This window comes from Paenibacillus roseus (assembly GCF_016424485.1).
Lineage (GTDB): Bacteria > Bacillota > Bacilli > Paenibacillales > Paenibacillaceae > Paenibacillus_D > Paenibacillus_D roseus.
In genome coordinates this window covers 64,773-90,947 of record NZ_JAELUP010000113.1, presented here as the reverse complement: position 1 = coordinate 90,947, position 26,175 = coordinate 64,773, and the positions used below count along the sequence as shown (strand labels likewise).

The following is a 26,175-nucleotide window of genomic DNA, read 5'->3' as shown; positions in this document are numbered from 1 at the left end:
GAACTGCCCCTTTTTGTTGTTTTCAACTTATCGGACAATCAGAACAGGACATTTGGAGTATTGAGATATTTTATGGCTGACGCTTCCGAGCATGAGTTCCTTGATTCCGCTCAGACCCCGACTCCCAACCACAATCAGATTGCTTCCGTGCTTCTCGGCGAAATCCAGAATTACCTCTGCCGGATCACCCGTCATATAGAACGTCTGCACGCTGATTATACCGGCTTCCTCTGCGAGTGAGGCTGCCTTATGGAGAATCTGTTCACCCTCTTGCTTGACATTCTCCTGAATCGAAGTGAAATAATCTTTCGGCACATAAGCCATGCCGATAAAAGCGACTGAGGCAGCAGTTGTCTCTTTACCCACATGTACGATACTCAGCTCAGATTGTTGCTCTTTTGCGAGATGAAAAGCAGTTTCCAATACTTGATAGCTAACTTCCGAACCGTCGATGGCCACAACAATTTTATGAAACATTAGTCTCAACTCCTTTTCTATCCTATTACCCGCATGAAGCGCTTTTGCCACAGTCCATTTTTCAGGCGGTGCTCTGGCGGCGCAATTTCGCAGCAGTAGAATTAAGAGGATATAAAAAGTTGACAATCGCATAAGACTGATATATCTTTAATTTAAGATAATTGTTATACAGAATTTGAACACAAAGAGAGGTGTGCGGAATGGCGCCATCCACAACCGAAGCACTCGATTTGTTTATTGCGTTATCCAGAGCCAGTCAATGGGTGATTGCTCATGCAGACAAGGATATCAGGAGCAAAGGACTTAACCGAACAGAATTTGGGGTACTGGAGCTGTTATATCATAAAGGACGGCAGCCGATTCAACAGATTGGCAGCAAGGTGCTGATGAGTAGCGGCAATATCACGTATGTTGTGGATAAGCTGGAGAAAAAGGAGCTGGTACGTCGCCAAACATGCGCCGAAGACCGCCGCCTGATCTACGCTGAAGCCACGGAGCAGGGCAGGAAGTTTATTGAGGACGTCTTTCCAAGCCATGCGCTTGTTATTCAACAAGCAGTCTCCGGTTTGACGGCTGAGGAACAGCAGCTTGTCTCCGACCTGCTCAAAAAACTTGGAAAATCAGCACAGGAAAGCTTTAAGCAGGGGAAACGCAGCGAAGAAGATCCGACTTGATTTGCAATTCGAGCTTTAAAAAAACAATAGAAGAGTCGGGTTTATGTAATTTCATCTTATATCTTAAATTAAAGATTCTTAAAACAGTATTAATTTTTTATGAATAATCATACATTATGAAAATTCGAAGGGAGATTATAGATATGAGTACACAATTTGAAAAGAATTTTGAGGCATTGGTGAAAGAACGCAGATCGGCTGCAAAATTTATTCCTGGCGTAGAGATTTCCATGAAAGAGTTGGAGGATATGCTGAGTCTGGTGAAGTTTGCGCCTTCTGCTTTTAACTTGCAACACCAACATTATATTGTTGTCAGAGACCCCGAAGCAAAGCAAAAGGTTTATGAGGCGACAGGGAAGCAGTATAAAGTGGAGACGGCATCTGCAGTGCTTGTCGTCCTCGGGAACACGGAGGCTTACAAGGATGCCGCCCGCATCAATGAAGGACTGCTGAATCTGGGTGTGCTGAATAAGCAGGAGTACGAAGCGACAGTCGGCATGATAGAAGGTTTCTATGAAGGACGCGGAGAATCGTTCAAGCGGGAGGAAGCGATTCGCAACGCAAGCTTGTCGGCGATGCTGTTCATGCTGATTGCCAAGGACAGGGGTTGGGATACGTGCCCGATGATCGGGTTCGACCCGCAGGCGTTGAGCGCTTCCCTGAACATACCGGACAGCCATGTACCTGTAATCATGATTTCACTTGGCAAGGAGGATACGTCCAGTCAAACGCCACGCGGCTATCGCAAGCCAACAGGGGAGTATGTCAGTTACGATTCGTTTTGAGAGAGGGCTTGCCTAATTTGGTTAAAGGATCAACCATCATCTGCAGAACGTAGGAGCAGGGCGATTTTGTTTGCTTGAAAATAATGCCGTATTCGCTTAATAGCGGGTACGGCATTATTTATTAGAGCAATTTCACCGATATACAGCTGTGAAAAGTAGTCATTCGATACAAATAAAGCAATAGTTTTCATTATGAAGTAAAATAAATAAATAATTCCCGTATCCATCGCTGTAATACCCAGTATTATAATGTTATGGCGTGGGTTGCTCAAGAAAAGAAAATCAGACAAAGGGGCATGTACCTGATGGTGTAAGAACCAAGCAAACGCCAAGAGATGTTGCACCCTTCAATATTATTCGTTACACTCATACTAGCGAAAATGCTTCTCAATGAAAGGGGAACATGAAGTGGATAAAAGTGGGCAAGCGGATGTATCCGGTCTCCACGGCGACAAGCCGAAACATGAGTACTGTGCATCGATCTCACAAGCAATGGGTGAAAATCCGATCGGAACTGCCGGGGGGCAGCATCATTATTTGCTGGTGGAAGTGCCGCTGCCATGGACAGATAACATTACCGAGTCCAGCAAATTTCCGAATGGCATGAATGATGTGCTCAAAAAATGTATGGCACAAGGCTTGCAATTTCGTTTTCTGGCCATTTGGTCGGAATTCAACAGTCCCCCGCCCGGGTATACACGGGTTATTGAATATCGCCAGCCAGCGGGGGAAATGGTGCCGTACGTCAAGCGCGAGTATCTGTTGCCCACCGAACAAGTAGCCGATCTGGCCGAGGCGTTGCTTGCTTCAGGCAGTGTAGATCAGTACCATACGTGGCAGCAACCTGATCAGGGAATTCGAGATATCCTGGTCTGTACGCACGGCACTCATGATCTATGTTGCGGCAAGTTTGGATATCCGATTTATCGAGAACTGGGAGAGGCATTTGCATCTTCACCGGATACGAAATTGCGAGCATGGCGTGTCAGCCATATTGGCGGACACCGGTTTGCGCCAACACTGATTGACTTCCCGGAGGGGCGTTTCTGGGCGCATGTAACAAGTGAGGTGCTGGGCGCTATTGTGAGACGTGAAGGTGCCACAGTCGATATTATCCGCCATTACAGAGGCGTAAGCGGCATCGGGGCATTCGGACAGGTCGCAGAGCGAGAACTATTCGCCAGCAAAGGCTGGTCATGGCTCCAATACGCCAAGACTATGGTGATTCAAAGCCAGAGCGATACAGGAGCTGTCGTTCAAATCACGTACCGTTCGCCGGACGGGTCGGATTACGGGACTTCCGAGTTCGAAGTCTATGTTGAAGGTACAGTCAAGACCGGCGGTTGCGGACATGATGGTGAGGTCAAGCAATTGGCGGTTCGTTGACTAGGCCCGCAGCAACCGGAGCAATCCGAATGGCTGCGGGCTTCCCCTTGTGGCCTATTAGCGGCTGTGAATTTCCGCGAAACGTTTGGCGATTCCCACGACAACTGTTGATGCTTTCACCATATTATCGACAGACACGAATTCATATTTCCCGTGATAGTTCTCTCCGCCGGTGAAAATATTCGGAGTCGGCAAGCCCATATAGGATAGCTGGGAGCCGTCCGTGCCGCCGCGAATCGGCTTGACGATTGGCTGAATGCCAAGAGAGACCATAACCTCATGAGCGGTATCCACGATTTCTTTTACCGGTTCAATCTTGTCTCTCATATTGTAATACTGATCCTTCAGTTCTAGCGTAATCCGGTCTTTACCGTAAATAGCTTGCAGCTCTTTCACAATACTGGAGAGCTTTTCTTTGCGTGCTTCGAACTGGTCGCGCTTGAAGTCGCGAATGAGGTATTGGAGCTTCGTTTCCTCTACATTGCCATTCATCGAGCTCAGATGAAAAAATCCTTCGTAGCCCTCCGTATGCTCAGGCGCCTCTTTAGCTGGCAGCTTGTTGTGCAGTTCCATCGCAATCTTGGTGGAATGAATCATTTTGTTCTTGGCTGTGCCCGGATGCACATTGACGCCTTTGCAGACGATCTTGGCTGCTGCGGCATTGAAGCTCTCGTATTCCAATTCCCCCAGAGGACCGCCGTCTACCGTATAGGCAAAATCTGCGCCAAAGGCTTTCACATCAAACTTATGCGGTCCGCGGCCAATTTCCTCATCAGGCGTAAAGGCAACTCTGAGCTTGCCGTGTTTAATCTCCGGATGGTCAATCAAATAGTGCATGGCGACCATGATTTCTGCGATCCCGGCCTTATTGTCAGCGCCGAGAAGGGTCGTTCCATCGGTTGTAATGAGAGTATGTCCCTTGTAGTCGGATAGGGCCGGGAAGTCGCGCGGGGAAAGGATAACAGAATGCTCGGCATGGAGTACAATGTCTCCGCCATCATAATTCTCCACCAATTGCGGCTTGACATTCGCACCAGTCAATTCTGTGGCCGTGTCCAGATGCGCCAGAAAGCCAATTGTCGGAACCGGGCCATCCACGTTGGCCGGCAGTGTCGCCATGACATAGCCATTCTCGTCCATCGTCACCTCCTGCATACCAATTTCTTTCAACTCCTCGACCAGCTTCCGGGCAAGGGTAAGCTGTCCCGATGTAGATGGACAGGTAGGGATATCATCATCAGATTGTGTATCGATACGGGCATAGGAAGTAAAACGGTCAATTAATTCTTGTTTCAAATGAATCGTGCTCCCTCTGGATTGAGATTAGACTGGAATTTGAATCGTTTATGTCCCTTATTGTAACACGACATAACCGGAATATGTAAAAGCGGCGGGCGGGCGTCATGTCATGGTAAGGGAATTGCGAACCCGGATCGAGTGGACTAACCATTGGCCTGAGGTTAAGATTCATCCGCAATACCAATCAACAATGACTAACTTATTTTTTCCAAGGAAAAAACCGCCCCATTGAAAGGGGCGGCTAAAAGAACCGGACTATTGTTGTTCGGTACATCAATTTTCATCGTTTTGTGTTTCCGCATCATTTTACATCTATGAAAATTTCCCCTTGCAACCGATTCCGAGTGTCTGATTTCTCATCAGCTGTTACTTTCAATTTATAGCGTCCTGTCCCAAGGTGTATCTGATTGATCGTAATAAGATGTGCAATCGGTTTCATTGAAGGCATATTAGTCAGAATTTCCTTGGCTTCATCGTCGGGTATTTTATCTATGGGTCCATGGTACAAGTCGATCTGTTTGCCAGACTCCACATTCTCCGCATATACTTTAAGCTGAAAATTACCATCTATGCCTGCAATGAGGACTTGGACAGGTTTAGGAAATTCACTGTTCCAGTCATTCCCGCCATCAATTAACCATAGATTCGGCGATAATGGCCTTGCTGCGTCTAATCCTCTGAATATCGATTGAGCAGGAATTTCATGCAGCTGATCCACTTGACGAATGGCTGATGAAAGCTGACTGGAGAGCGCTAGCCCATCCCATCTCTGTGCTATCTTGCCTGACGAATCAATCAATACAGTGGTTGGCAGTTGGGTTACGCCGTATCGATCCGCAAGATTGGATTTTTTAGTATCCATCAACAGGGGAATATCGATATTCATGTCATATGAAAAGTTAATCAACTTCTCTTTCGAGGTTGCTTTCCCGGTTAATACGGGACTGGCATCCACGAGTAAAAAACGGATCCCCGATGATTCATACTGTTCTTTCATGCTTTTGATGAAATTCAGTTGTGCTTTGGATTGTATTGCAGCTTCACTCTCCCATTCGTCAGAAATATAAACAAATGAGAGCATAACAGGCTGACCTTTCAAACTTTCAGAATCAACGGACTCCCCTTGCACGCTCTTTAAATGAAATGAAATGGTTTCGGAAGCACTGTCATCTTCGCGTGGTACTGCGATTATGATCATGACAGCAAGAAACAAAACAGCAGCCAATCCATAACTTAAAACTCTCGAGTTACGTTTGTTCATGATTCAAACATCCCTCATATTTAATGTAAAACAGGCAGTATTTCACGTAGAGAATCGAAATCCTCAGTGTTTAACTGCCTGTTAATGTGAACTCGCTTTAGCTGATCAATTCTTAACTAAACGAACATCATCAATATAAACAAACGGATAGCCGCTTCCACTATCTACCTGTGTATAGAAACCGATCGTGGCTGTTCCATTTGTAACTTTAATACCCGAGATCGTCAACTTCTGATAATTAGAGGAACTTGGTATGTTTGCTGTCAAGGTTGAGCCAGAGCCAAAGTCCTTGGCTTCCATTCTGCTGACAGAAAATCCATTTCCGCTCTTTCTAGCCCATGCAGTCAAGGTATAATAACCATTGGCTAAACCCGTAATGGTCTTATAGGTGTACACATTCCAGCTTCCATTCTGTCCGTTATAATGGGTCAGGTGATAGGATCCGCCGTGTGATCCACCAAAACCTTCCGTGTAGGATGCATTCGGTGTATTCGAACCGCTCCATGTTGACCATCCTGACGGATTCGGGGTAGGGCCATCCGCTTCAAATCCAGGGTTGTCAATCAGATTAGTCGCAGAACTGTCGCTGAACGAAGATTCGATTGCGCCGATATCAAATGCGCCGCCTTGTAACGAATTGTTCCCCAGGAAGTCCCGCGCCCCTCCGTTCACATCGACGCCTGCGTTTATAGCGGGTGACTGATTCTGTAACTCAAATTGAGTAGTTGGTTTGCCTATCGAATGGTACGATGGCGTATTGAGCTTCGGATCAGCATAAATACTGTTCAGATCTTGACCACTTGCCTCCCGATAGCTGGCAAACGAATTGTAAGATGTGTTGTTGATATTAAACTCAGGATCATTTGAGCCTGTATACCAATACAGATTATGATCAAAGCTGACCGTGTTGTTGCTTACAGCCACTATCTTAGGAACGGTCGAATAAATAAGATTGTTCTTGAATATTTTTGGATTGCTTCCTACAAAATTTGCTCCTACCATCTTCACAGCATAATCATTTCGTGCCGGATTCCAATAAGAAGTATTGTTATAAATCTGCAGACCGTCTATCGAACCGCCAGCCCAGGTCAACACATAGAAATCTCCTTGACCCGATCCATTATTGCCAGCTTCGCGTCCGTTATTGGAGAAAATATTATAGCGGACAATCGCGTTATTCGTTACTCCCGTAAAGGTACCGTTAACTGTATCATCGGTTGCGCCAAAGACTGCCACGCCGTATGCATCATTGTCATGAGCATAATTATACTCAACCCAGTTGTTCGTATTATAGTAATCAATATCAAATGCGCCTCCATCAACTCCAGGCGAATGAGTTTGGTAAACCTCATTGTAACGAACGATTGCATTATTGGTTCTCCATGTCCAGATTCCATTAGGCGTTCCGAGAAGATCCGTTGGCGCTTTACCGATATCGTACACGACATTACTTTCCATTACGGAGTTGTCTGTTGCGGAAAAAACAGCTATTCCATCACCATAGACATCATACACAGTACTGTTTCTTATTGAAATATTGGTGCTTCCTCCGGTATCATCGGCGCTTGCATTGGAATATACCATAATGCCTGACCAGCGCTGCGTGGAATAGGCCGTGCTTCCATCAATGATGACATCGTTGAAGTGCGAACCCTTCGATCCGTTGGGAGCCCATACTGCGATCAGTCCCTGCTTTTTCCCCAAATCATTCCCGGGCTTTGTCGTATCAACTCCCCCAACATCATGGACAACGCTATTCAGAATCCGGAAATAATTTAGCGTGTTTCCGCTATCATTTCCAATTGAGATACCTCGTGGATTGCCCCCCGTTGTTTCGAGGTCTTTAATGACCCAATACTGTTGATTTTGGAGTTTAATGGCCGCTTCATTCGTCCCTCCATTGATAATGGGCCTGTTTCCTGTTCCATAGGCGCCAAGCGTAATCGGCTGCTGGTTCTGTCCGGAGCCTTTCGGCCAAGCCATCCCGGCGAAGGTTGCTCCCCTCTTCAGCAGAATCTCATCTCCCGGTGAGAAAGTTGTATTACTTACCTTGCTTAAGGTTTTCCACGCACTCGATGTGCTCGTCCCGTTATTGCTATCGTTTCCACTAACGGAATCCACATAGTAGGTTGTCCCTGCTGCATGGGTCACTTGCGGAAGAACTACAAAAATACTAAAGCACATACAGAGTGATACAACAATACTTAATAATTTTTTCATTGCTGATTCCTCCATTATTTTTATTTTTGGATTAAAATACGTTATGTGCCCGTCTCAGGATGATCAAAAACGGAAAGATCCCACTGATCAGACCAGTTGATTTGAATTCCGTCCTCATCAAAACTAATGGGCAGCCAGACATATTTGGATTCCGACAAATTGTTAGGTATCCAGATGTCTGCCATAAAAATAAAAGCGTCCTGTTTTCCTTGAAGAGGCAATACAAAAGTGCTCTGTGCATGGAATGTCTTTCGTGCATCAGGTCCTTGACAAGGGTTGTCCTTCAGCCCCCATAATCCCATCATGCTTGTAGCTTCCGCATAAAGAGCTATGTTAGGTGCCCAGCCTGTACAACCAGATGTAATCATATAGTACGTGCCGCCGCGCTTAAACACAGCAGGCGCTTCCCGGTATTGATCGATAAAGGCTCTGGAGAAATTGCCGGTAACGTTTGTATAGTCACTATTCAACTCTGAAATCAAAAGTGTTTTGTTCCAATCTGACGAATGTATAAGATAAGCCTTGCCATTGTCGTCCTGGAACAAAGTCAAATCGCGACTATCCGCACCGTTCGGAAATATACTACCCAGGTACCGGAAAGGGCCAGTGGGGGAAGCGCTTACAGAAATGCCCGCTTTAGCCAACGTATATTCCGAATTATCGATATGCATCCACATCACAAACTGTCGCGTGGACGAGTTGTATATGACTTTGGGCCGTTCCATGATCTTGCTGGGATGAAGGTCGTGATTAATATCTTCTGGTTCTGCTGAAAGCACTAATCCTTCATAAGTCCAATTGTAGAGATCATCCGAGGTGTAACAAGATATACCTACCACATCTGTTCGGTAACCGCATGCTCCGGCAGCTTCTGTCGGAGCATCTTTGTTTTCCCCGTACCAGTAATATTTGCCTTCCCAGAAGAGCACCCCTCCACCGTGCGCCTGGATAGGCTGTCCGTCCTGATCATTCCATCGTGTACCTGGATTGAAGCAAGAATATTCCTTATTCGTGATATCTGCCATGCGTATTCACAACCCTTGCGAAGTAAAATTATGAAACGTCGTATGGAATCAGATACTCACATTCGACGCTTCATTAGCCAAAACTATTTTGCAGATGAAATAATTTTGTCAGCCTGCTCTTTGATGACTTTCATCGTATCGTCCAAACTTTGAGAGTCGTTGTTGTATTTTTCTGATTCTTTAACAATCAAATCGTTGATTTGAGCTGCTCCTGGACCGGATATTTTCTCGGAGACGGTTCCCAATCCATTGTCGTAAAACGCTTTATACAAATCGTCTGCACTAATCTCGCCTTTCACACTATCTGAGATACCTTGCAGAAGCGACTTGTATTCCTCTTGAGAAAGATCTGTCCGAGGAGTCAGGACATTCGTCATGATCGCTATATTTTCGACCAGCCACGAAAGTGCTTGAAACGCTTCTTTAGGATGCTTGGATTTCGCATTAATACCAATAGCGCCCCCTGCCGTCAAAACATTCTTACCGTCTGGCGACACCGGCGGTGCTGCGATGCCTAACGTCCAATCTCTTGGATATGATTTGTAGTCTGCAGCCGTATTCAGGAACCATGAGCCGATTACTTGCATGCCGTACTTCCCGCTCATGAAGGAATCCCATGTAATTTGTTTGGAGTCCATCTCCACAATCGACGGCTGCACTTTGTACACCTTGCTCAGGTCGTAGTAAAATTTCATTGCATCTTTGAAAGCCGGATCGTCAAGGTTGGAAGTACCATCTTCTTTATAAGCAGAGATGTTCTTTTGCTGTGCCAGCATATAGAAGTCATAATCCCACTTCTGTGTCAGCACGCCGTAGATTCCTTGTTTCGGGTTGGTCAGCTGCTTAGCGGTATCGACATATTGCTCCCAACTCATTCCCCCGGCAGGATACGGAATTTTGGCATCATCGAATAACTTCTTGTTAAAGTATAGAACGTTCATGCTAATATCAGTTAACAGGTAATCAACGTTCCCATTTGTTTTCACCAGGTGTTTACCGAATTTCTTTTCGAGGTCGTAATTGTTTTCTTTAGCCAGTTCGTCCAGATGCATCAGGAAGCCGCCACTGGCATACTTGCTTTGGAAGTTGGAATTCTCCAACTGTACAAGATCTGTGTCATCGCCGGAAATTAAGGAGATGTCCAACTTCTTGCCTTTATCGGCAACCTCGCCAGATAGAGGAACTAAATCCAGCTTGATATTTTTATTTTCTTGCTCAAACTTTGCCAAAACGCCAGCATCCTGCAAAGTATTTATCGTTTCCGGGGACACAAAAAACTTGATGTTAACCGGCGCTGCCCCCTCTGAAGAGTTACCTCCAGCAGGGCTCGACGATGGCTTGTTTGATGCATCTGGTTGAGAAGACGCATTACCGCCGCATGCAGAAAGTGCAATGGTAAGTGTTGCTGTCAGTAGTACGAGCAATGCTTTTTTCATTCTACGCATGTTTCTTCCTCCTCATGGATTAATGAAGCTTCTAATACCATTGACCAATATCTCGATATTCATCCCCCCTCTATAGACGATCATAATAGCTGCTTCCACGGAATGTCTTATCCTTTTACGGCCGAGGAAGCAACGCCTTGAACGAAGTGTTTCTGTAAGAAGGCGAAAATGATCACCGATGGAAATAACGCGAGTAATGCGCCTGCCAATTGTGCTGTAATAATAGGTCCGGACCGTGTTCGGAAATCGGAGAGACCAACAGTAAGCAGCTGCTTATTACTATCCGTAATAAAGACTGCAGGGTTAGCAAAATCATTCCAGGTCCAAATGAAGGAAAACAATATTAACGTCATTACGGCAGGAATAGCAAGAGGAAGAACGATTTTAGAATAGATGGTTACATGTGAACCTCCATCCACCAAAGCAGCTTCCGAGATTTCTTTCGGTATGCCCATAAAAAACTGCCGCATTAGAAACAGCATTAAAGGATCAGCAATACCAGGCAAGATAAGAGACCAATGCGAGTTCGTAAGATTGAGAGATTGATAAGTCAGAAATCGTCCTACCAAGGTCGCATCTGAAGGGAATAACAATGTGCTGATGGCAATAAGAAACAATACATTTTTAAAAGGAAATTCTAATCTGGCAAATGCGTAAGCTGCCGATGTCACAATGACTAGTCGAAAAATAATGACCAGAACAACCACTTTCGTCGAATTCAAATACCACAAGAAGTAACTCGGATGTGTCATAACAAGCTTGAAATTGTCAAAATACAATTGCGAAGGGATCAGGCTCATCGGACTTTCAACGAATTCCCCCGGCGATTTTAACGAACCGGCAATCATATAGGCAAAAGGAATAACCATAAAAAGTCCAACCAGCAGCAAGACGATAGTCAGCATAATCGCGGAATAACGGTTGCGACGATTTAATAATTGACCCATTTTTTCTGCAACCTCCACTGAATTAATGTCAGAGCGGCTAGAGCTGCGAATAGCAACACGCTCTGTGCGGCCGCAAAGCTGAATTTGTTAAATTGAAAGGCATTTTTGATAATGTTGAAGGAAACCATCTCCGAAGCACCCGCCGGTCCGCCTCGCGTTAATGCGGCGACAATCGAATACGTCTGTGTAGAGCCGATGATACTGGCAATAAGTATAAAGAAAGTCGCTGGCGAAATAATAGGCAGCGTTACATTCAAGAAACGTTTGAACTTTGAAGCCCCGTCAAGCTCAGCTGCTTCATACAGGTCCGCCGGCACGCCTTGAAGGGCTGCGAGCAGCACAATTGCTTGATACGCAATATTTTGATACACATAAATGAACGCCATAACAGGGATGACCAATTTCACATCATTTAGCCAAAGCGGCGGATTGGAAATTCCAATAAGATGAAGCAGTGTATTGATAGGCCCGCTGGTCGGATCCAGCATCGCCTTCCACGCAATAGCGATCGCTGTAATATTCGTTACGTAAGGAATTAACAACATCGTACGGATTGTTCCTCTTGCGAATATTTTCTGGTTCATCCCCAGCGCGAGAAGAATTGCCCCGATCATCATTAGAGGAATTTCTATGATCGTAAATAAAAAGGACTTGCCAAACGACGACATTGCATCGGAATCGTTGAGCACATCGATGTAATTGCTTACAAATGCAAACGATAGATTATGCGCTTTGCTTAGTGAATTGAAATCCGTAAAGCTTAGATAAAAAGTATACAGCATAGGAATACTAGCGAAAATGATCGTTGCCAGCATGTACAGCAATATAAAACTGTAGCCGGCCACATATTCCTGGTGTTTAATGGACAGATGCTTTCTCCTGGTTGAACCGTTTATTTGTTTCATTTCATAACAACCTCCTGCGTATATCATATCAAAATCATTTCCGGCTGGAGGCAGGAGACTTTTATTGAAAAACCCCACTTTTTTTTCTCATTTTCTTTTTTTTATTATGACGAAGCACACTCGTGCTATAATTAGAAAAAATATAGATATGGGGGGCGCGGCGCATGAATCGGCAGTACAAATTACTCATTGTTGACGATGAAAAAGTCATTCGAAGGGGAATGTTCTATTACGATTGGGAAAGGCTCGGGTTTGAAGCGTGCGCCGTTGCCGCCAACGGCAAGCAAGCGCTTACATTATTTGAGGAACATCAATTTGATTTAGTCATTACGGACATCCGCATGCCCGATATGGAAGGTTTAGAGCTAAGTAAGCAGATCCAATCGGCCTACCCGGAGTGTAAAGTTATTATTCTAACCGGATACCGTGACTTTGAATATGCCAAGGCGGCAATTCAAGCTGGTGTTGTTGGATACTTGCTGAAACCGGTCGATCGGACTGAGCTTGATCGCATGGTGATGAAAGTGAAGGCCGATCTGGATATCGCCTATCAAAACCGTCAAGTTTCAGAAGAGAACGAAGAGAAATTTAAAGCCGCCAGGCAGCTGGCTATAAATACCTTTTTGCGCGCTCTTATTCACGAACGAACCCATGACCCCATCCAATTGGAAGAAACGGCCTCGCTATTGGAGCTTTCATTAACCAAAGCTAATTTTTGTTGTGGAATCATAGAGGTAGAACCCAATCTTGAAATGGATTCGGCACTGCGTTCCTTTCTCACACACAAGGAATTGGGTTATTTTTATAGAGACGCTTCCCATCGAATAATAGTTATCATTAATTATGATTGTTCATCGTCGAGTCCAGAGGCATACGCAGAAATGCAATTCACTGAACTTTACCGTGTACTCCGGTCAATCGTTCCTAACCAACCAGAAATGGTTACTATTTATGTTGGGCCGATTTATACCGAGATAGACATGCTTTGGGCCTCCCATCAGGGGGCAGATTACCTCTGTCAGCAAAAGAAATTTGAAGACAAACAAGCCGTCTTTTTCAGTTGGCGCTTTAAGTCTGCGTTGAATAATATTTACTCTTTTGAGCTAGAACAGAAGTTGATTCAATCCATTCTTAACGGGGATAAAACAAACAGCTTATTGGAGACGGAAAAATTGTGGGACTACATCATGCAATCAAACCCAAGCCAAATTTGCAAGAAGCTCCTGCAAGTTCTTCACTTGATCGAACACCATTTCGGACGGTATAAGCTGACTCTTTCGAATCTGATGGATCGTCAGGAGGATTATGCTCTTATAGTGGAAACTCCCTCTTCATTAGAAGACTTGAAGCGGCGATATATGGATTTTATCGTCAAAACCGTGGATCATCTATCTCAAATGTTTTACACAAGCATCTCTTCCACCCAAATGCTAATGCTGAAAGCGTCCGAATTTATTGAAGCAAATTACGATAAAAAAATAACGCTCCAGGATGTCGCCGAGACGATTCATTTAAATCCAATCTACGTGAGCATCCAGTTCAAGAAAAACTTTGGCGTTAATTTCGTTGATTTTCTCAAAGACCTTCGAATTACGAAAGCTAAAAATCTGCTGGAACAAACGAACTGGAAGATTCAACAAATCGGAGAAACCGTTGGATATCAAAACGCAAAGTATTTTTCGGATCTCTTCAAAGCAACAACGGGCATGACCCCTAATGAGTACAGAAATAACAAATCATCGTAACCGAAGGGTGATTAATGTGACCCCAAGAACTTGGCGAATTCCGATTTTTAATCGATTTACAGTCAAAATGAAATTAACCATTGCCTCCACCTTCTTAGTTTGTTTTGCGATGATTGGCGTGTACTTTCTATCAGAAGAAATTATGTCGCAACTTTTGCAACGGACACAAATGGATTTTGAACGAAGTACGTTCCGCCAAGCCGACCAATTGGTTTCAACGATCCTGGAAGACATCGATCGCAAGCTGGATACGATTGTAACAAGCAATACATTTAAAACGAGCATAACGACAGGGGTCTCTCTTGAACCTCAAGCCGTAACACTAAGACGTTACAACCAGGTTGATTCTGCTATCAACAACACCTTTACAACCAGAAATTACGTCGACTCCATTTATGTAATTGGAAGGAACAACACCTTTTACAATTACTCGATTCAGGCACTCAAGCTCTACAAGAATAATACAGTAAACATCTCTCGAGATATCAATTTCGATCAATGGAAGAAAAGTTTTCCACTGCATCAATTCAACGACAAAATGAATCGTGTCACTTATTTTCATATGGATTCATCCCAAGCCTCTCAAGCCGATCCTGAGATGCTAAAATTATATCGTCAGATGGAAGGCAGTTTAACGATGATACGGTTGCTATCTTTTGATGGAAGCTCCGTAGATGGCGTTATGATTTTGAGAATGAATGATAGTTTGATTCCTACGATTTTATCGGATTCATCCGCCAATCATAATATATATGTTACTACGCTGGACAATGAGTTGATATGGACGAACACTTCCTTAGACACGATTCAGAGTAAGGATTGGACAAGTTTCTTGAAAAACGACAACCTTGTCACAACTGAAACGATCCCTTCTCTCCATCTGGTCATGCACAGCGTTGTACCTATCAAGTCGCTAATAAAAAACTCCCCGTTTTCTAAAAATGCAATTGTCGTTGCGGGGTGGCTAATCGTGCTCAATACGGTGCTTGCCTATTATATAGCAAAGACAATTAGCCGTCCGATACACAGACTGGCCCGGCAATTACCTACGTTAAGAATTGGACAAGAAAATCAAATTCGAATCAAAGCCGGATTCATGTCTAACTTGTCATTGCGGAATAAATTTATTGTCTATTTCCTGATTACAGTTCAGATTCCGGTTATGATCTTTACCGTCTACGCTTCCGTCGCTCAACACCAGTTTATGAGAGATCATTTGATAACCCTTACTTCTTTTAATAATACACAAATCAAGACAAATGTGGATTATCGACTTCATTCATTAAACGAAGCTACAATTAAATTGATTACTGATTCCGACATTCAAAGTGTAATGAAAACCCAGGAAAAAGGGTTATCCATTTCATCCGATCATTTGTCCAATATTTACAAGCTTCTGTTTGATATTAAAATCAGTAACGATGATATTCGAATGATCCAGCTATTTGATGAAAGCGGAACTAACATCTTTTCTAGTTCCACCTTTGACAATTTGCCTGTTTCAAACTTATCTGAAGCGATTAAATCCCGGCTTCCCCATGACGACGATAAATTGAAGCTAATCGATCTTTCTGACAGAGAGGGTATAAATAGTTCTGACGTATCGTTTGTTAGAACGATTCGCAGTACAGGAGAACCCTTCGGCAAATATTTGGGATACCTGGTCATCATAGCAGATAATAATATGTTTAACTTTATGAATACGAATCTGCCGTCGCTTGAAACAGAAACCTATAGTGTCACATCACCTGATAATCTTAAGCTCTACCCAACGCGTTCAATAGAACCGGAGACGGGCTCCTTATTGGGAGCAATTCAAAATGATAACTTTAATGGCAGCCAGCTTACTGTAACACAAAATGATCGGGTCATTATTATGACAACTACGGATTTATTACATCTACAGATTATAAATATGATACCCATATCGACAATCATCAATAAGCTGTATCCATTTATCACATATAGCAGTATCCTGGCAATCTCATTGTTTTTGTTTACATTACTGCTCTCGTCTTATATTGCTTCCACAATTACGAGACCTTTTATTAAATTGCACGGACTCATGCAAGAAGTGCAGCAAAATAACCTGGATGTCAGTATGAATTATTACGGTAGGGATGAAATCAGCATCCTTTCCAGTCAGTTTAACAGAATGGTAAATCGGTTAGATGAGTTGATTAAAGAAAATTACCAATCCAAACTGGTGGAAAGCCACCTTCGATTTCTGGAAAAGGAGGCGCATCTGAATGCCCTGCAACAGCAAATTAATCCCCATTTCCTATACAACACGCTGGAGTCCATCAGTTGGATTGCCTACGAGCATCGGGTAACGGAAATATGCGATATGACCGTAGCACTGGGTAAGTTCTTCCGAGGCACTATTGCCACAGGTCAAGATATGATTCTTATACAAAACGAAATCGAATTGTTGAATAGCTATTTATATATTCAACAAATTCGATACACTTTTCAGGTTAACATGGAAATCTCCGACGAAGTACAAAGTTGTCGGATACACAAGCTCATGCTTCAACCTCTCGTAGAAAATGCCATTCAACACGGAATTGAACCCCTGGAAGAGGGCGGTTTGATTACAATAAAGGGATACTTGCAGAATGAAATGGTGCACTTTGAGATTATTGACAACGGAAAAGGAATGGAAAGCGAGGAAATTGAGCATGTATGGGCAGTTATTCGCATGTCTAAAGACGCTCCGCGGGCAACAGTCGGGCTTCGAAATGTGTACGAACGGTTAAGTTTGCATTATCCTGACAATTTTATTTTTACCTTGCACAGTACCATTAACGAAGGGTCAACCGTTCATTTTGCTTACCCGTATACGAGATAAAGGCGGAAAGCTTTCATCTCACGACCGATCGCCGTCATGCGGCAAAACACCGAACGCTGGGAGCTGCGCAAGGTAGCAGGCATCCGCCTCGCTGCCTTCCTGTACAAGCAAGTGCGCAAGCGTAAACGGCTTTGCCGTCCTCCGATGACTACAAGCTTAAAAAAGTTGGACGGAAAACATTTTTCCGCCCAACTTTTTTTGCGATTTATGATCGGAACCCGAATATGCAATGTACGCTATTCGTTTCTTACGCCTGATACAGTTTCACAATATGTTCAACCACGTCAGCCTTGGAATGCTCAACTACGGTCTGGTATTGCGGCTTGTCGAAAAGCTGGCTGATCTGTACAGGAAACTCCTGCTTGATGTTGACGAGTTGAATCGACTCGTCGAACTTCGCCGGATGCGCGGTTGCCAGCGTAACCGTAAGTTCATCGCTGCCGGTATACGGGCTGGAAGCTGCAATTCCACAAGCAGTATGCGGATCGAGCAGGTAGCCAGTCGACTCATAAGTGGTGCGAATAGCATCCAGACACTCGTCATTTTTCACGCCATGGGCTGCAAAATCCGCTTGAACTTGCTTCAGCTTCTCGCTGTCGATGACAATTTTGCCCTCCGTCTTGAACTGGCGCATCAAGTCGGCAACCTGCGAAGCGTCTTCGTTGTAGAGATAGAACAGGTAGCGTTCAAAGTTGCTTGCAATCTGAATATCCATCGACGGGCTGTGGGTGATGTGGAATTCACCCGGCTGGTATACGCCTTCCTTGATGAAACGCTCCAGAATGTTGTTTTCATTGGTGGCCAGAATGAGCTTGTTAACCGGCAATCCCATTTGCTTCGCCAGATAGCCTGCGAAAATATCTCCGAAGTTGCCTGTCGGCACGCTGAAATTCACTTTCTCTCCAGGAGCGTCCGCCGTCACCTGGAAGTAAGCAAAGAAATAGTAAACGGTTTGCGCTAAAATACGGGCAAAGTTGATCGAGTTGATCGCACGCAGATGATATTTGTTCTTGAATTCGACGTCGGCAAACAGTTCTTTGATAAGTGTCTGACAGTCATCGAAGTTGCCTTTTACCGCCAGATTAAGCACATTGGCATCGTCTACGGTGGTCATTTGCAGCTCCTGAACCTTGCTCACACGCTGATGCGGGTGCAGGATACTGATGCGAATGCCTTCTTTGCCGCGCACACCTTCAATCGCGGAAGCACCGGTATCGCCTGAGGTTGCGCCGAGAATATTAATAATACTGTTGCGCTTGCGAGCAATATAAGAGTACAGGTTGCCTAGAAATTGAAGTGCGACGTCCTTGAACGCAAAGGTTGGGCCGTGGAACAGCTCCAGTACATAAGAGTTGTCATTCAGCTTGCGGACAGGCGTTATATCGGAATCCCTGAACGTAGAGTAGCTGGCTTCAATCAGCTCCTTCAGTTCGTCCTGGGGAATTTCTTCGTTAATGTAGCGGGAGAAAATTTCCAGCGCGAGGCCTTTGTAGTCCAGCTTGCTCCAGCTTGTCAATTCAGCTTCAGATAATCGGGGAATCTGCTTTGGAATAAGCAATCCGCCATCATCCGCCAGCCCCATGAGTACGGCGTCAATAAAACCGACCTCTCCAACATTCCCTCGTGTGCTTATATAGTTCATTTGCATCCCCTCAAATGTGCAATTTGCTGTTTATTATATCATAAAAACTGTCTGATGACGCGCGATCTGTCTAGTGGGCGGTATTTTGCGGGAATAGAAGATCGGACCCCAATGGGGCGTTTGCGGCCGAACTGCTGGAAAAGGATGATTTTTTTTAATTCCCATGGTAATTTCCACGAAATCTGATATGATATATAGCGGGTTTTTTGCGGCCAGTCCGTGCCCTTATGAGACAACGACGCCACGATTGGAATTGCTTGTGACAGGGGGACCGGTATTGCGCGCTCGTTGTAAGGATAGAACTACATATTGAAAGGAGTGCTTAAGTTTGGGTCAGCCACGCGAAATTCGAGTCGACGAACGCCTGCCGCTGCTGCAGAGCTTGCCGCTCAGTCTGCAGCATCTGTTCGCCATGTTCGGTTCGACAGTGCTTGTCCCGATCCTGTTCAAAGTCGATCCGGCCACGATCCTCTTGATGAATGGTATCGGAACTCTGATTTATATCTTGATCTGTAAGGGGAAAATTCCGGCGTACCTTGGGTCAAGCTTTGCTTTCTTGTCGCCGGTACTGGCTGTTCTTGGCGCAGGCCATTCCTATGAACAAGTACTTGGCGGTTTCATTGCCAGCGGTATAATCTTCATCATCGTAGCTCTAATTATCAGCAAGGCAGGTACAGGCTGGCTGGATGTCGTATTCCCTCCGGCAGCAATGGGCGCCATTATCGCCGTTATTGGTCTCGAACTGGTGCCGGTTGCAGCAAGAATGAGCGGTTTTATAGCTCCCGAGGACCCTGGAGCTGCTGCCGCATGGGTGATGGACCCGACAGCAGTGCTCATTGCTTGCGTGACTTTGTTTACGATCGTTATTTCGAACGTAATGCTGCGCGGTTTTTTGAAAATCATCGCGATTCTGATCGGTCTTGTGGTCGGATATGTGCTGGCGTACGTTCTGGGCTATGTGGACTTTACTCCTGTCCAGAATGCATCTTTGTTTTCCGTGCCTACTTTCTATGCGCCGAAGTTTGAGCTGTCCGTTATCGCGATTATTGCGCCGGCTGCGCTCGTTGTCATTGCAGAACATATCGGACACTTGATTGTCACGAGCAAAATTGTCAACAAAGACCTCTCCAAGGACCCTGGACTTGACCGTTCTCTGATGGGGAATGGGGTGTCTACCGTATTGTCCGGGTTCGTCGGCTCAACACCGAACACCACATATGGAGAGAATATCGGGGTTCTGACCATTACTCGTGTCTACTCGGTCTGGGTTATCGGCGGCGCGGCGGTTATCGCAGTTGTACTGTCCTTCCTGGGCAAGCTGGCTGCTCTTATTAATACGATTCCTGATCCGGTCAAAGGCGGCGTATCGCTGCTGCTGTTCGGGGTCATCGCAGTTTCCGGTATCCGGATGCTGGTGGAGACGAAAGTAGACTATTCTAAAACAACGAACCTGTTGCTGACGAGTATTGTACTTGTGGTCGGACTAAGCGGCTTTACGCTTAACATCGGAAGCTTCAGCCTGAGAGGGATGGCGCTGGCAACGGTTCTGTCGATCGTGCTCAGCCTGTTCTTCAAGGCTATCGAGAAGTTGAACCTTTCGGATGAAACTGCGGAGAAAAGCGGCCACTAGGCTGATCCATAATAGTAGCAAAGGTCCTGATAAGGCGAATTTTTTCGCCCAATCAGGACCTTTTGAAATTATTAAGAACGTACCGGCCCCATCCACGTTGTGACCGTCTTCGCTTGGTGAGGCTTGGGCGCCTGTAGCTTGCCGCGGTCTACCAGATGCTTGAATACATAAGCCGTTAACGTCCCCCCACAGCTGTTGCCAAGTGTCATATGGGAGATTTGGCGTTCGAGATGCTTGGGCTGATTTTGAAGCGATACATCCAGCAATGACCTGTACAATTCGCTGATCGCTGGCTTATACAGACCGGACAAGTCAGGCATCGCTTGATTTAACCGGCTCAAGGTATCGGGAGAATCGATCCAGACAGTATTGAATTGATAGTCCCCATCCTGCTTAACGATATATCCCTTTTCAAGCAGAAAGGCATAGTCTTCGCGGTGCTGCTCATCGTCGGACAGTACGTTGGTCCAAAATCTGCTGCATATCTCAACATCCTGGAAGTCCAGGAAGCGCCAATCTTGCCGCTGGCTCCAAAATGTATTGAGCTGCCACAAATACAGGGGGCTGCCCTCCTGATAGCGGTGCATGGTACCGCAAATGTAGTAATGCTGCGGATCATAGCTAACTACAGGCGGATTCAATGTCTCCAGCAAAGCGTAAGCAATATAGCGGCTGCCGTCCTTCCTTATCGGCGCAACTGCTTCAAAGCTTAGTCCTTCAGGCTGATAACACCTGGCTTGCTCCTCTATATTTTTAGCGAGCAAGGTCCAGAGCAGAAAGTTGTAGTCCTGGTCCGGGTAATAAATACCGCTGTCCTCAACCTGTTTTTGAATCTCCATAAGCGCATCAAAGTGCGCGTCCGCAATTTGGGCGGCGCATCTCTGGTAATGCCGATGACTGACTTCCATGTGCTCGGCTGATGAATCCCAAATAATCGTATTGCTCTGATATTTCCCAGGTGAACGTTCTATGAGGAAGCCGTAATCAGTCAAATGCTGGATTTCGCCCTCCAGCAGCGCGGGCGGCATGCTCAGTTCCTGAGCGACCTCATGAACGGTCAATGCTTGATGGTAAGCTGCATACACCACATTTTGAGCCAGCGATCGTCCAAGAAAATCACTGGTTTCTCCCATTTTTCCCGGTGTGCCGGAATGTCCTGTGCCCGTCAGCCGGATTGGATTCACGCTTAAAATCCCGTTTTTTCGCATACGATTCATCCCCTTTTTCAATTCCTTCCTGGCATCGGACAGATGCCACTTCACTGTACCTGCAGGAATGCCAAGGATGTTGGCAATTTCAAGCTGCTTCAGCCCGTCATAATAATGAAGAACCACAATGCGGCGATGAATGTCGGAGAGAAAGGAGATTTCCCGGCGGAGCGTCTGGTAGGCCTCTGTCTCAATCAGTTGTTCCAAAGGCTCCGGTTCACGATCTTGGAGAAGCTCGGCCATTCCGTTAACTTCGACTGTTCTGGGCGCGTGCGCACGCTTTTTCAACCAATTGACCCAGGTATATCTGGCAACCGTCCAGACATAGGCTTCAAAGTTATGGATACTGGCATCAGATGCGGCGGATTTGATCAATTGCAGCAGGATTTCCTGTGCCAGATCTTCTGCTTCCGCCCGCTGCTTGACCCGGTTCAGAGCAAATCCGAAGATGGGTTTGATATAGCCTCGTATTCTTTCTGGCGTTAAAATCTCACTTTGTAAATTCGCCTTCATTTTCGCCTCCTGCATGTGCCCTTGAAAGTTCCTGTTAATTAAATAGTGTGGAATGCTGCAAAAAGGTTGGGATTTTTTTGAACATTTTTCGTATCGCTTCTATTTTCGTGATTCGTTCCTTAGCTCCTTTTTTATAAAAATAGAAATAATAGTTTACATCATCTTTATTTTCCACAAATACTTGTATGGAAAAATGAAGTTGCCTCACCAAATTAAGTAATCAATGGAGGGATTGGATGATGAAGTTTGGCAAAATCGGAGTCAAGTGGTTAAAAGCGGGTATTGCACTCACTATTGCGCTATCGCTGCAACTGGGGGCTGTGCCCATACTTCCGGCAGCACATGCTGAAGGGCCAAGTGATCCTGCGCCGTACATTTTACCTAAAGTCGTCAACCAGAATGCCGGCAAGAAAATCCTGTTCGATAACACGCACGGGTCGACGACCGGAGCAGCCGATTGGGTCATTGACGGAGGTTTTTCTGATTTTGGCAATACGCTTGCAACTGATGGTTTTGAAGTAAGAGAACTTCGCAAATCAACACCAATTACCTACAGTGATTTGGCCGGTTACCATGTATTTGTTATTGCAGAACCTAACATTCCATTCAAGCAAAGTGAACAGACAGCCATGAAGCAGTATGTTGATAATGGCGGCAGCATTTTCTTCATCGGGGACCATTACAATGCCGATCGCAATAAAAATCGTTGGGACGGTTCCGAGGTAATCAACGGCTACCGTCGTGGAGCCTGGACCGATCCTGCCCAGGGAATGAGTCTGGATGAGCGCAATTCTGCTGCGATGCAGGGTGTTGTCAGCTCGGACTGGCTTGCGAATAATTTTGGCGTAAGGTTCCGCTATAATGCCTTGGGCGATGTGACCGCCAATGGAATCGTATCTCCAGGACAAGCCTTTGGCATTACGACAGGGGTATCAACGGTTGCGATGCATGCTGGCTCAACACTGGCAATTATTGATCCGACGAAGGCCAAGGGAATTGTGTATCTCCCGCAGACGAATGCAGCTTGGGGTCCTGCGGTTGATCAGGGCGTTTATAATGGCGGGGGAGTTGCCGAGGGACCCTATGTTGCAGTCGCCAAAGTAGGCTTGGGCAAAGCGGCTTTTATAGGGGATTCGTCGCCTGTAGAAGATGCGACTCCAAAATACTTACGCGAAGAGACAGGGACGTCCAAAACGACGTATGACGGCTTTAAGGAGCAGGATGATGCAACTTTGCTGGTCAATCTGATCAATTGGCTGGCTAAGCAGGAGAACTACACAAGTCTGACTCAGGTGCCCAACTTGCAGTTGGACCAGCCGACCACCCTGTTCTCATTTGAAGACCCTGCCCTATCTACAGAGCCGCAGCCTGAACCATGGTCTGCTCCGGCCGCAGGCTATAAATGGTGGGATTCTTCAACCTTCAAGCCGGGTTCTTACGGCGGCCCGCCAGCTCCTCAAAGTGTAGCTTACAGCTTCGTGCATCAGAATCAGCTCCCGAATGCGCAGAATTTCCAAATTCGGGTTGTCGTTGAGAATTTGCCAGCCAATACGACGGTGTCCGGTTTCAGCCTGGGCATTTATTTGACAGGGGGGACGCAGGTAGCCAAGATTCAGAACGCAAACGGGTCGTGGCCGACTTCTTATGGTTATGGGGAGGCATTCAGCGTAACTTCGAATAGTCAAGGACGAGCCTATAAAGATTTGACTGTAAGTATCAAGCCGGGTACAACGGGTTCCGCCAACCTCAGATTAAGGCAAAATGGCAATAACCTTCTGACTACAAGCGTGACGATAGCCAATGTGCCTGCAGTGCCTCTGCCTGCTGCAGCAAGTGCGGCTTCTGCCATCATCCGCATTCCGGCAGAACGTCCAGCGTCTACTGTAGGGGAAAGGCGGCAGCGCGAGTGGGGTTTTATTGCGAGCTGACGGCGGACCCCACAGCAACGGTTCCCGATAATTCTAGATACAGAGGGAAAGTCAGGCATGAAAAAGCAAACAAGCCGCGGATACCGCGGCTTGTTTGTCTTGTACAGGTTTAAAACGAGCTGAAGCGTTTCTCAATCTGATTGAGGATTTCGCTGCGCTCCTCAGCAGTAGTGGAAGCGGGAATCCCGCCGAACAGGAGATGCTCTGCCACCTCAATCCCGCAAAATTCATAAATTCCGTTGCCGGACGTTTGCTTCAAAGCGGCTGTCATCCCGATAGCGTCGTATATTTCACTTGGCGTGCCGTGAGTGTTGATGATCGCTCCCTTTTTACCTGCAAATAGCTTGTCAATGCCGCCTTCCTGATTATACTGGTAAGCAAAACCATAGGAGAAAGTGCGGTCCACATAGCCTTTAATAATCGCGGGCAGTCCCGTCCACCAGATCGGATAGATGAACGTGATAAAATCTGCCTGAGCCAAGTACTCTTGCTCGGTTTTAATATCTGCCGGAGGATTCCCTGCCCGCAGTGCGGCTGAGTCCGCCTTGGAGAAGATCGGGTCAAAGCCCAGCTTGTAAAGGTCGCGGACATGCACATCGTGACCTTTGGCTTCCAAAGCCTTGACTACGGTATCCAGTATGGCATTGTTGAAGCTGCCTTCCTCAGAGTGTGCGTACACAATTAGATGATTCATTCGAACGCCTCCATCGATTTTTAATGAACGCTATCCCTTGAAGTTAAGATAGCCATAGTTGTTATTCTTTCATTGTTATGAATAAGATATCACATGTCTTGCAACAAATCATTAAGAATGCTCCTCTGCATACTTTGAAATTTGGATGCTCCCTCATTTTGGCGCTTCGTCTTGACCTTTACGCGGCGTCAACGTTTATCCTGATGGCAGGACAAGGATTTGGAGGGACATGAAATGAAGATTTTAATCAAAGACACAACTGTTTTAACTATGAATAGTGAAGCGCCGTTCAGGGGAGATATATTAATTGAAGACGACCGGATTGCCGATATTCGCCCGGATATTCCGGATGCGGACGCAGATGAAATCATTCAAGGCACAGACATGGTCGCTGCACCGGGATTTGTCAATGCCCATCAGCATACGGCGATGAGCTTGCTGAGAGCCTTCTCGGATGACCTCAAGCTGATGGATTGGCTGGATAAGAAAGTGCTCCCGGCGGAAGCAAGGATGACCCCCGAGGATATTTATTGGGGTGCGAAGCTCTCCATGGCGGAAATGATCCGATCCGGTACGACCGCATTTGCGGATATGTACATCCATATGAACGAAGTGGCATGCGCGGTCGAAGAGGTTGGCATGCGCGCATCCTTAACTCGCGGTATGGTATTTCTGGAGGATGATGGCGGCCGTCGGATGAACGAGGCGCTGGATTTGGTTGCCCGCTGGAACGGACAAGCGGAGGGGCGGATCACGACGATGTTGGGGCCGCATTCACCGTACACCTGCCCGCCAGAGCCATTCAAGGAAGTCATTGCATTGGCGGAAAAGCTGAACCTGCCGGTTCATACGCATTTGGCCGAGACGAAAGAAGAAGTGGTCACAATCAGGGAGAGATATAATCAGACTCCGGCGGAATATCTGTATAACCTCGGCCTCTTCGAGCGGACACATGTCTTGCTTGCTCACAGCGTACATTTGACTCGCAAAGATATCGGCCTGCTAAAGGGGATGAAGGGCGGAGTTTCCCATAATCCGGTCAGCAACCTGAAGCTCGGCTGCGGAATTGCTCCGGTGCTGGGCATGATGGAGCAAGGCATCACTGTCGGATTAGGAACAGATGGGGCGGGCAGTGCCACGACAGTGGACATGTTCGAGGAAATCAAAGCGGCGACCTGGCTGCAAAAGCTCGATTATGGCGATCCGACCCGGCTGCCAGCTTTGCAGGCGCTGCAGATGGCTACCCGGGAAAGCGCGAAATTACTGAACCTCCGGGATGTGATCGGAACGCTGGAAGTCGGGAAAAAAGCGGACTTGATACTGATCGATTTGAAAAAGCCGCATCTGCAGCCTGCTCACAACCTCGAATCGCTTTTGGCTTATAGCGCGAATGGGGCAGATGTGGACACGACCATTGTAAACGGCAAAGTTCTGATGCGCGGCAGACAATTGCTCACAATTGAAGAAGAGGAATTGTTCAAGCAGGTGTCTGCCCGTGCAAAGCGGATTACAGAGGGGATATAAGCGCGTCGGACCGGGC

The 26,175-nt window shown here is 46.1% G+C and carries 19 protein-coding genes and 1 pseudogene; 8 read left to right on the top strand and 12 right to left on the bottom strand.

Annotated features, from left to right (window positions below):
• Window positions 1–27 precede the first annotated feature (27 nt).
• Window positions 28–477 (bottom strand): universal stress protein, encoded by a 450-nt coding sequence (locus tag JFN88_RS22725; protein ID WP_199021640.1) that lies wholly within the window; start codon window positions 475–477, stop codon window positions 28–30.
• Between the two features lie 200 nt (window positions 478–677).
• Here JFN88_RS22725 and JFN88_RS22720 point away from each other — a divergent pair, with 200 nt between their 5' ends.
• Complete coding sequence (locus JFN88_RS22720; RefSeq protein WP_199021639.1) at window positions 678–1,151, top strand: MarR family winged helix-turn-helix transcriptional regulator; 474 nt, start codon at window positions 678–680, stop codon at window positions 1,149–1,151.
• A gap of 143 nt (window positions 1,152–1,294) precedes the next feature.
• Window positions 1,295–1,936, top strand: coding sequence for a nitroreductase family protein (locus JFN88_RS22715; RefSeq protein WP_199021638.1), 642 nt, complete (start codon window positions 1,295–1,297; stop codon window positions 1,934–1,936).
• Between the two features lie 29 nt (window positions 1,937–1,965).
• On the opposite strand, the gene JFN88_RS22710 is transcribed toward JFN88_RS22715, so the two are convergent.
• A complete protein-coding gene (locus JFN88_RS22710) occupies window positions 1,966–2,268 on the bottom strand; it encodes a hypothetical protein (protein ID WP_199021637.1) in 303 nt (100 codons plus the stop codon).
• 76 nt (window positions 2,269–2,344) lie between these two features.
• Between JFN88_RS22710 and JFN88_RS22705 the strand changes: the two genes are divergently transcribed.
• Complete coding sequence (locus JFN88_RS22705) at window positions 2,345–3,322, top strand: ferredoxin family protein (RefSeq protein WP_199021636.1); 978 nt, start codon at window positions 2,345–2,347, stop codon at window positions 3,320–3,322.
• Window positions 3,323–3,379: 57 nt separating this feature from the next.
• Here the strand turns inward: JFN88_RS22705 and pepT are convergent, their stop codons facing one another.
• The 7 genes from pepT to JFN88_RS22670 form a co-directional block, all read right to left on the bottom strand.
• Entirely contained in the window at window positions 3,380–4,618 is a 1,239-nt protein-coding gene (pepT, locus tag JFN88_RS22700; RefSeq protein ID WP_199021635.1) for a peptidase T, read from the bottom strand.
• Between the two features lie 304 nt (window positions 4,619–4,922).
• The gene (locus tag JFN88_RS22695) at window positions 4,923–5,882 is read right to left on the bottom strand and encodes a peroxiredoxin family protein (RefSeq protein ID WP_199021634.1); all 960 of its coding nucleotides are present in this window, start codon (window positions 5,880–5,882) and stop codon (window positions 4,923–4,925) included.
• Between the two features lie 105 nt (window positions 5,883–5,987).
• Window positions 5,988–8,102, bottom strand: a complete 2,115-nt coding sequence (locus tag JFN88_RS22690) for a right-handed parallel beta-helix repeat-containing protein (RefSeq protein ID WP_199021633.1) — start codon at window positions 8,100–8,102, stop codon at window positions 5,988–5,990.
• Window positions 8,103–8,143: 41 nt separating this feature from the next.
• A complete protein-coding gene (locus JFN88_RS22685; protein ID WP_199021632.1) occupies window positions 8,144–9,127 on the bottom strand; it encodes a glycoside hydrolase family 43 protein in 984 nt (327 codons plus the stop codon).
• 83 nt (window positions 9,128–9,210) lie between these two features.
• On the bottom strand, window positions 9,211–10,572 hold the full coding sequence (locus JFN88_RS22680) for an ABC transporter substrate-binding protein (RefSeq protein WP_199021631.1): 1,362 nt from the start codon (window positions 10,570–10,572) through the stop codon (window positions 9,211–9,213).
• A 107-nt stretch (window positions 10,573–10,679) separates the two neighbouring features.
• Complete coding sequence (locus JFN88_RS22675; protein ID WP_199021630.1) at window positions 10,680–11,519, bottom strand: carbohydrate ABC transporter permease; 840 nt, start codon at window positions 11,517–11,519, stop codon at window positions 10,680–10,682.
• A complete protein-coding gene (locus JFN88_RS22670) occupies window positions 11,504–12,424 on the bottom strand; it encodes a carbohydrate ABC transporter permease (protein ID WP_199021629.1) in 921 nt (306 codons plus the stop codon). Before JFN88_RS22670 ends, JFN88_RS22675 begins: the two co-directional genes overlap by 16 nt.
• 164 nt (window positions 12,425–12,588) lie before the next feature.
• Here JFN88_RS22670 and JFN88_RS22665 point away from each other — a divergent pair, with 164 nt between their 5' ends.
• Both JFN88_RS22665 and JFN88_RS22660 read left to right on the top strand, forming a co-directional pair.
• Window positions 12,589–14,169 carry a response regulator gene (locus tag JFN88_RS22665; protein ID WP_199021628.1) on the top strand — a complete coding sequence of 527 codons (1,581 nt, stop codon included), beginning with the start codon at window positions 12,589–12,591 and terminating at the stop codon, window positions 14,167–14,169.
• On the top strand, window positions 14,141–17,020 hold the full coding sequence (locus tag JFN88_RS22660) for a sensor histidine kinase (RefSeq protein WP_199021627.1): 2,880 nt from the start codon (window positions 14,141–14,143) through the stop codon (window positions 17,018–17,020). Before JFN88_RS22665 ends, JFN88_RS22660 begins: the two co-directional genes overlap by 29 nt.
• A 247-nt stretch (window positions 17,021–17,267) precedes the next feature.
• Here JFN88_RS22660 and thrC read toward each other — a convergent pair whose 3' ends face one another.
• Window positions 17,268–18,662, bottom strand: a complete 1,395-nt coding sequence (thrC, locus tag JFN88_RS22655) for a threonine synthase (RefSeq protein ID WP_199021626.1) — start codon at window positions 18,660–18,662, stop codon at window positions 17,268–17,270.
• A 328-nt stretch (window positions 18,663–18,990) separates the two neighbouring features.
• On the opposite strand from thrC, the gene uraA reads away from it, so the two are divergent.
• Complete coding sequence (gene uraA, locus JFN88_RS22650; protein WP_199021625.1) at window positions 18,991–20,292, top strand: uracil permease; 1,302 nt, start codon at window positions 18,991–18,993, stop codon at window positions 20,290–20,292.
• A 71-nt stretch (window positions 20,293–20,363) separates the two neighbouring features.
• Here the strand turns inward: uraA and JFN88_RS22645 are convergent, their stop codons facing one another.
• A complete protein-coding gene (locus tag JFN88_RS22645) occupies window positions 20,364–22,013 on the bottom strand; it encodes an RNA polymerase sigma factor (RefSeq protein ID WP_199021624.1) in 1,650 nt (549 codons plus the stop codon).
• A 236-nt stretch (window positions 22,014–22,249) separates the two neighbouring features.
• Here JFN88_RS22645 and JFN88_RS22640 point away from each other — a divergent pair.
• Window positions 22,250–23,893 (top strand): annotated as a pseudogene (locus tag JFN88_RS22640) (endonuclease); the annotation flags it as partial.
• A gap of 157 nt (window positions 23,894–24,050) precedes the next feature.
• Here the strand turns inward: JFN88_RS22640 and JFN88_RS22635 are convergent.
• Window positions 24,051–24,635 carry an NAD(P)H-dependent oxidoreductase gene (locus JFN88_RS22635; protein WP_199021623.1) on the bottom strand — a complete coding sequence of 195 codons (585 nt, stop codon included), beginning with the start codon at window positions 24,633–24,635 and terminating at the stop codon, window positions 24,051–24,053.
• Window positions 24,636–24,869: 234 nt separating this feature from the next.
• Between JFN88_RS22635 and JFN88_RS22630 the strand changes: the two genes are divergently transcribed.
• On the top strand, window positions 24,870–26,159 hold the full coding sequence (locus JFN88_RS22630) for an amidohydrolase (RefSeq protein ID WP_199021622.1): 1,290 nt from the start codon (window positions 24,870–24,872) through the stop codon (window positions 26,157–26,159).
• Window positions 26,160–26,175 lie beyond the last annotated feature (16 nt).

Excerpts from the sequence above, each read along its gene's own strand:
- JFN88_RS22725 (WP_199021640.1), bottom strand. The coding sequence starts at position 477 with ATGTTTCATAAAATTGTTGTGGCCATCGACGGTTCGGAAGTTAGCTAT.
- JFN88_RS22720 (WP_199021639.1), top strand. The coding sequence starts at position 678 with ATGGCGCCATCCACAACCGAAGCACTCGATTTGTTTATTGCGTTATCC.
- JFN88_RS22715 (WP_199021638.1), top strand. The coding sequence starts at position 1,295 with ATGAGTACACAATTTGAAAAGAATTTTGAGGCATTGGTGAAAGAACGC.
- JFN88_RS22695 (WP_199021634.1), bottom strand. The coding sequence starts at position 5,882 with ATGAACAAACGTAACTCGAGAGTTTTAAGTTATGGATTGGCTGCTGTT.
- JFN88_RS22690 (WP_199021633.1), bottom strand. The coding sequence starts at position 8,102 with ATGAAAAAATTATTAAGTATTGTTGTATCACTCTGTATGTGCTTTAGT.
- JFN88_RS22685 (WP_199021632.1), bottom strand. The coding sequence starts at position 9,127 with ATGGCAGATATCACGAATAAGGAATATTCTTGCTTCAATCCAGGTACA.
- JFN88_RS22680 (WP_199021631.1), bottom strand. The coding sequence starts at position 10,572 with ATGCGTAGAATGAAAAAAGCATTGCTCGTACTACTGACAGCAACACTT.
- JFN88_RS22675 (WP_199021630.1), bottom strand. The coding sequence starts at position 11,519 with ATGGGTCAATTATTAAATCGTCGCAACCGTTATTCCGCGATTATGCTG.
- JFN88_RS22670 (WP_199021629.1), bottom strand. The coding sequence starts at position 12,424 with ATGAAACAAATAAACGGTTCAACCAGGAGAAAGCATCTGTCCATTAAA.
- JFN88_RS22665 (WP_199021628.1), top strand. The coding sequence starts at position 12,589 with ATGAATCGGCAGTACAAATTACTCATTGTTGACGATGAAAAAGTCATT.
- JFN88_RS22660 (WP_199021627.1), top strand. The coding sequence starts at position 14,141 with ATGAGTACAGAAATAACAAATCATCGTAACCGAAGGGTGATTAATGTG.
- thrC (WP_199021626.1), bottom strand. The coding sequence starts at position 18,662 with ATGAACTATATAAGCACACGAGGGAATGTTGGAGAGGTCGGTTTTATT.
- JFN88_RS22645 (WP_199021624.1), bottom strand. The coding sequence starts at position 22,013 with ATGAAGGCGAATTTACAAAGTGAGATTTTAACGCCAGAAAGAATACGA.
- JFN88_RS22635 (WP_199021623.1), bottom strand. The coding sequence starts at position 24,635 with ATGAATCATCTAATTGTGTACGCACACTCTGAGGAAGGCAGCTTCAAC.
- JFN88_RS22630 (WP_199021622.1), top strand. The coding sequence starts at position 24,870 with ATGAAGATTTTAATCAAAGACACAACTGTTTTAACTATGAATAGTGAA.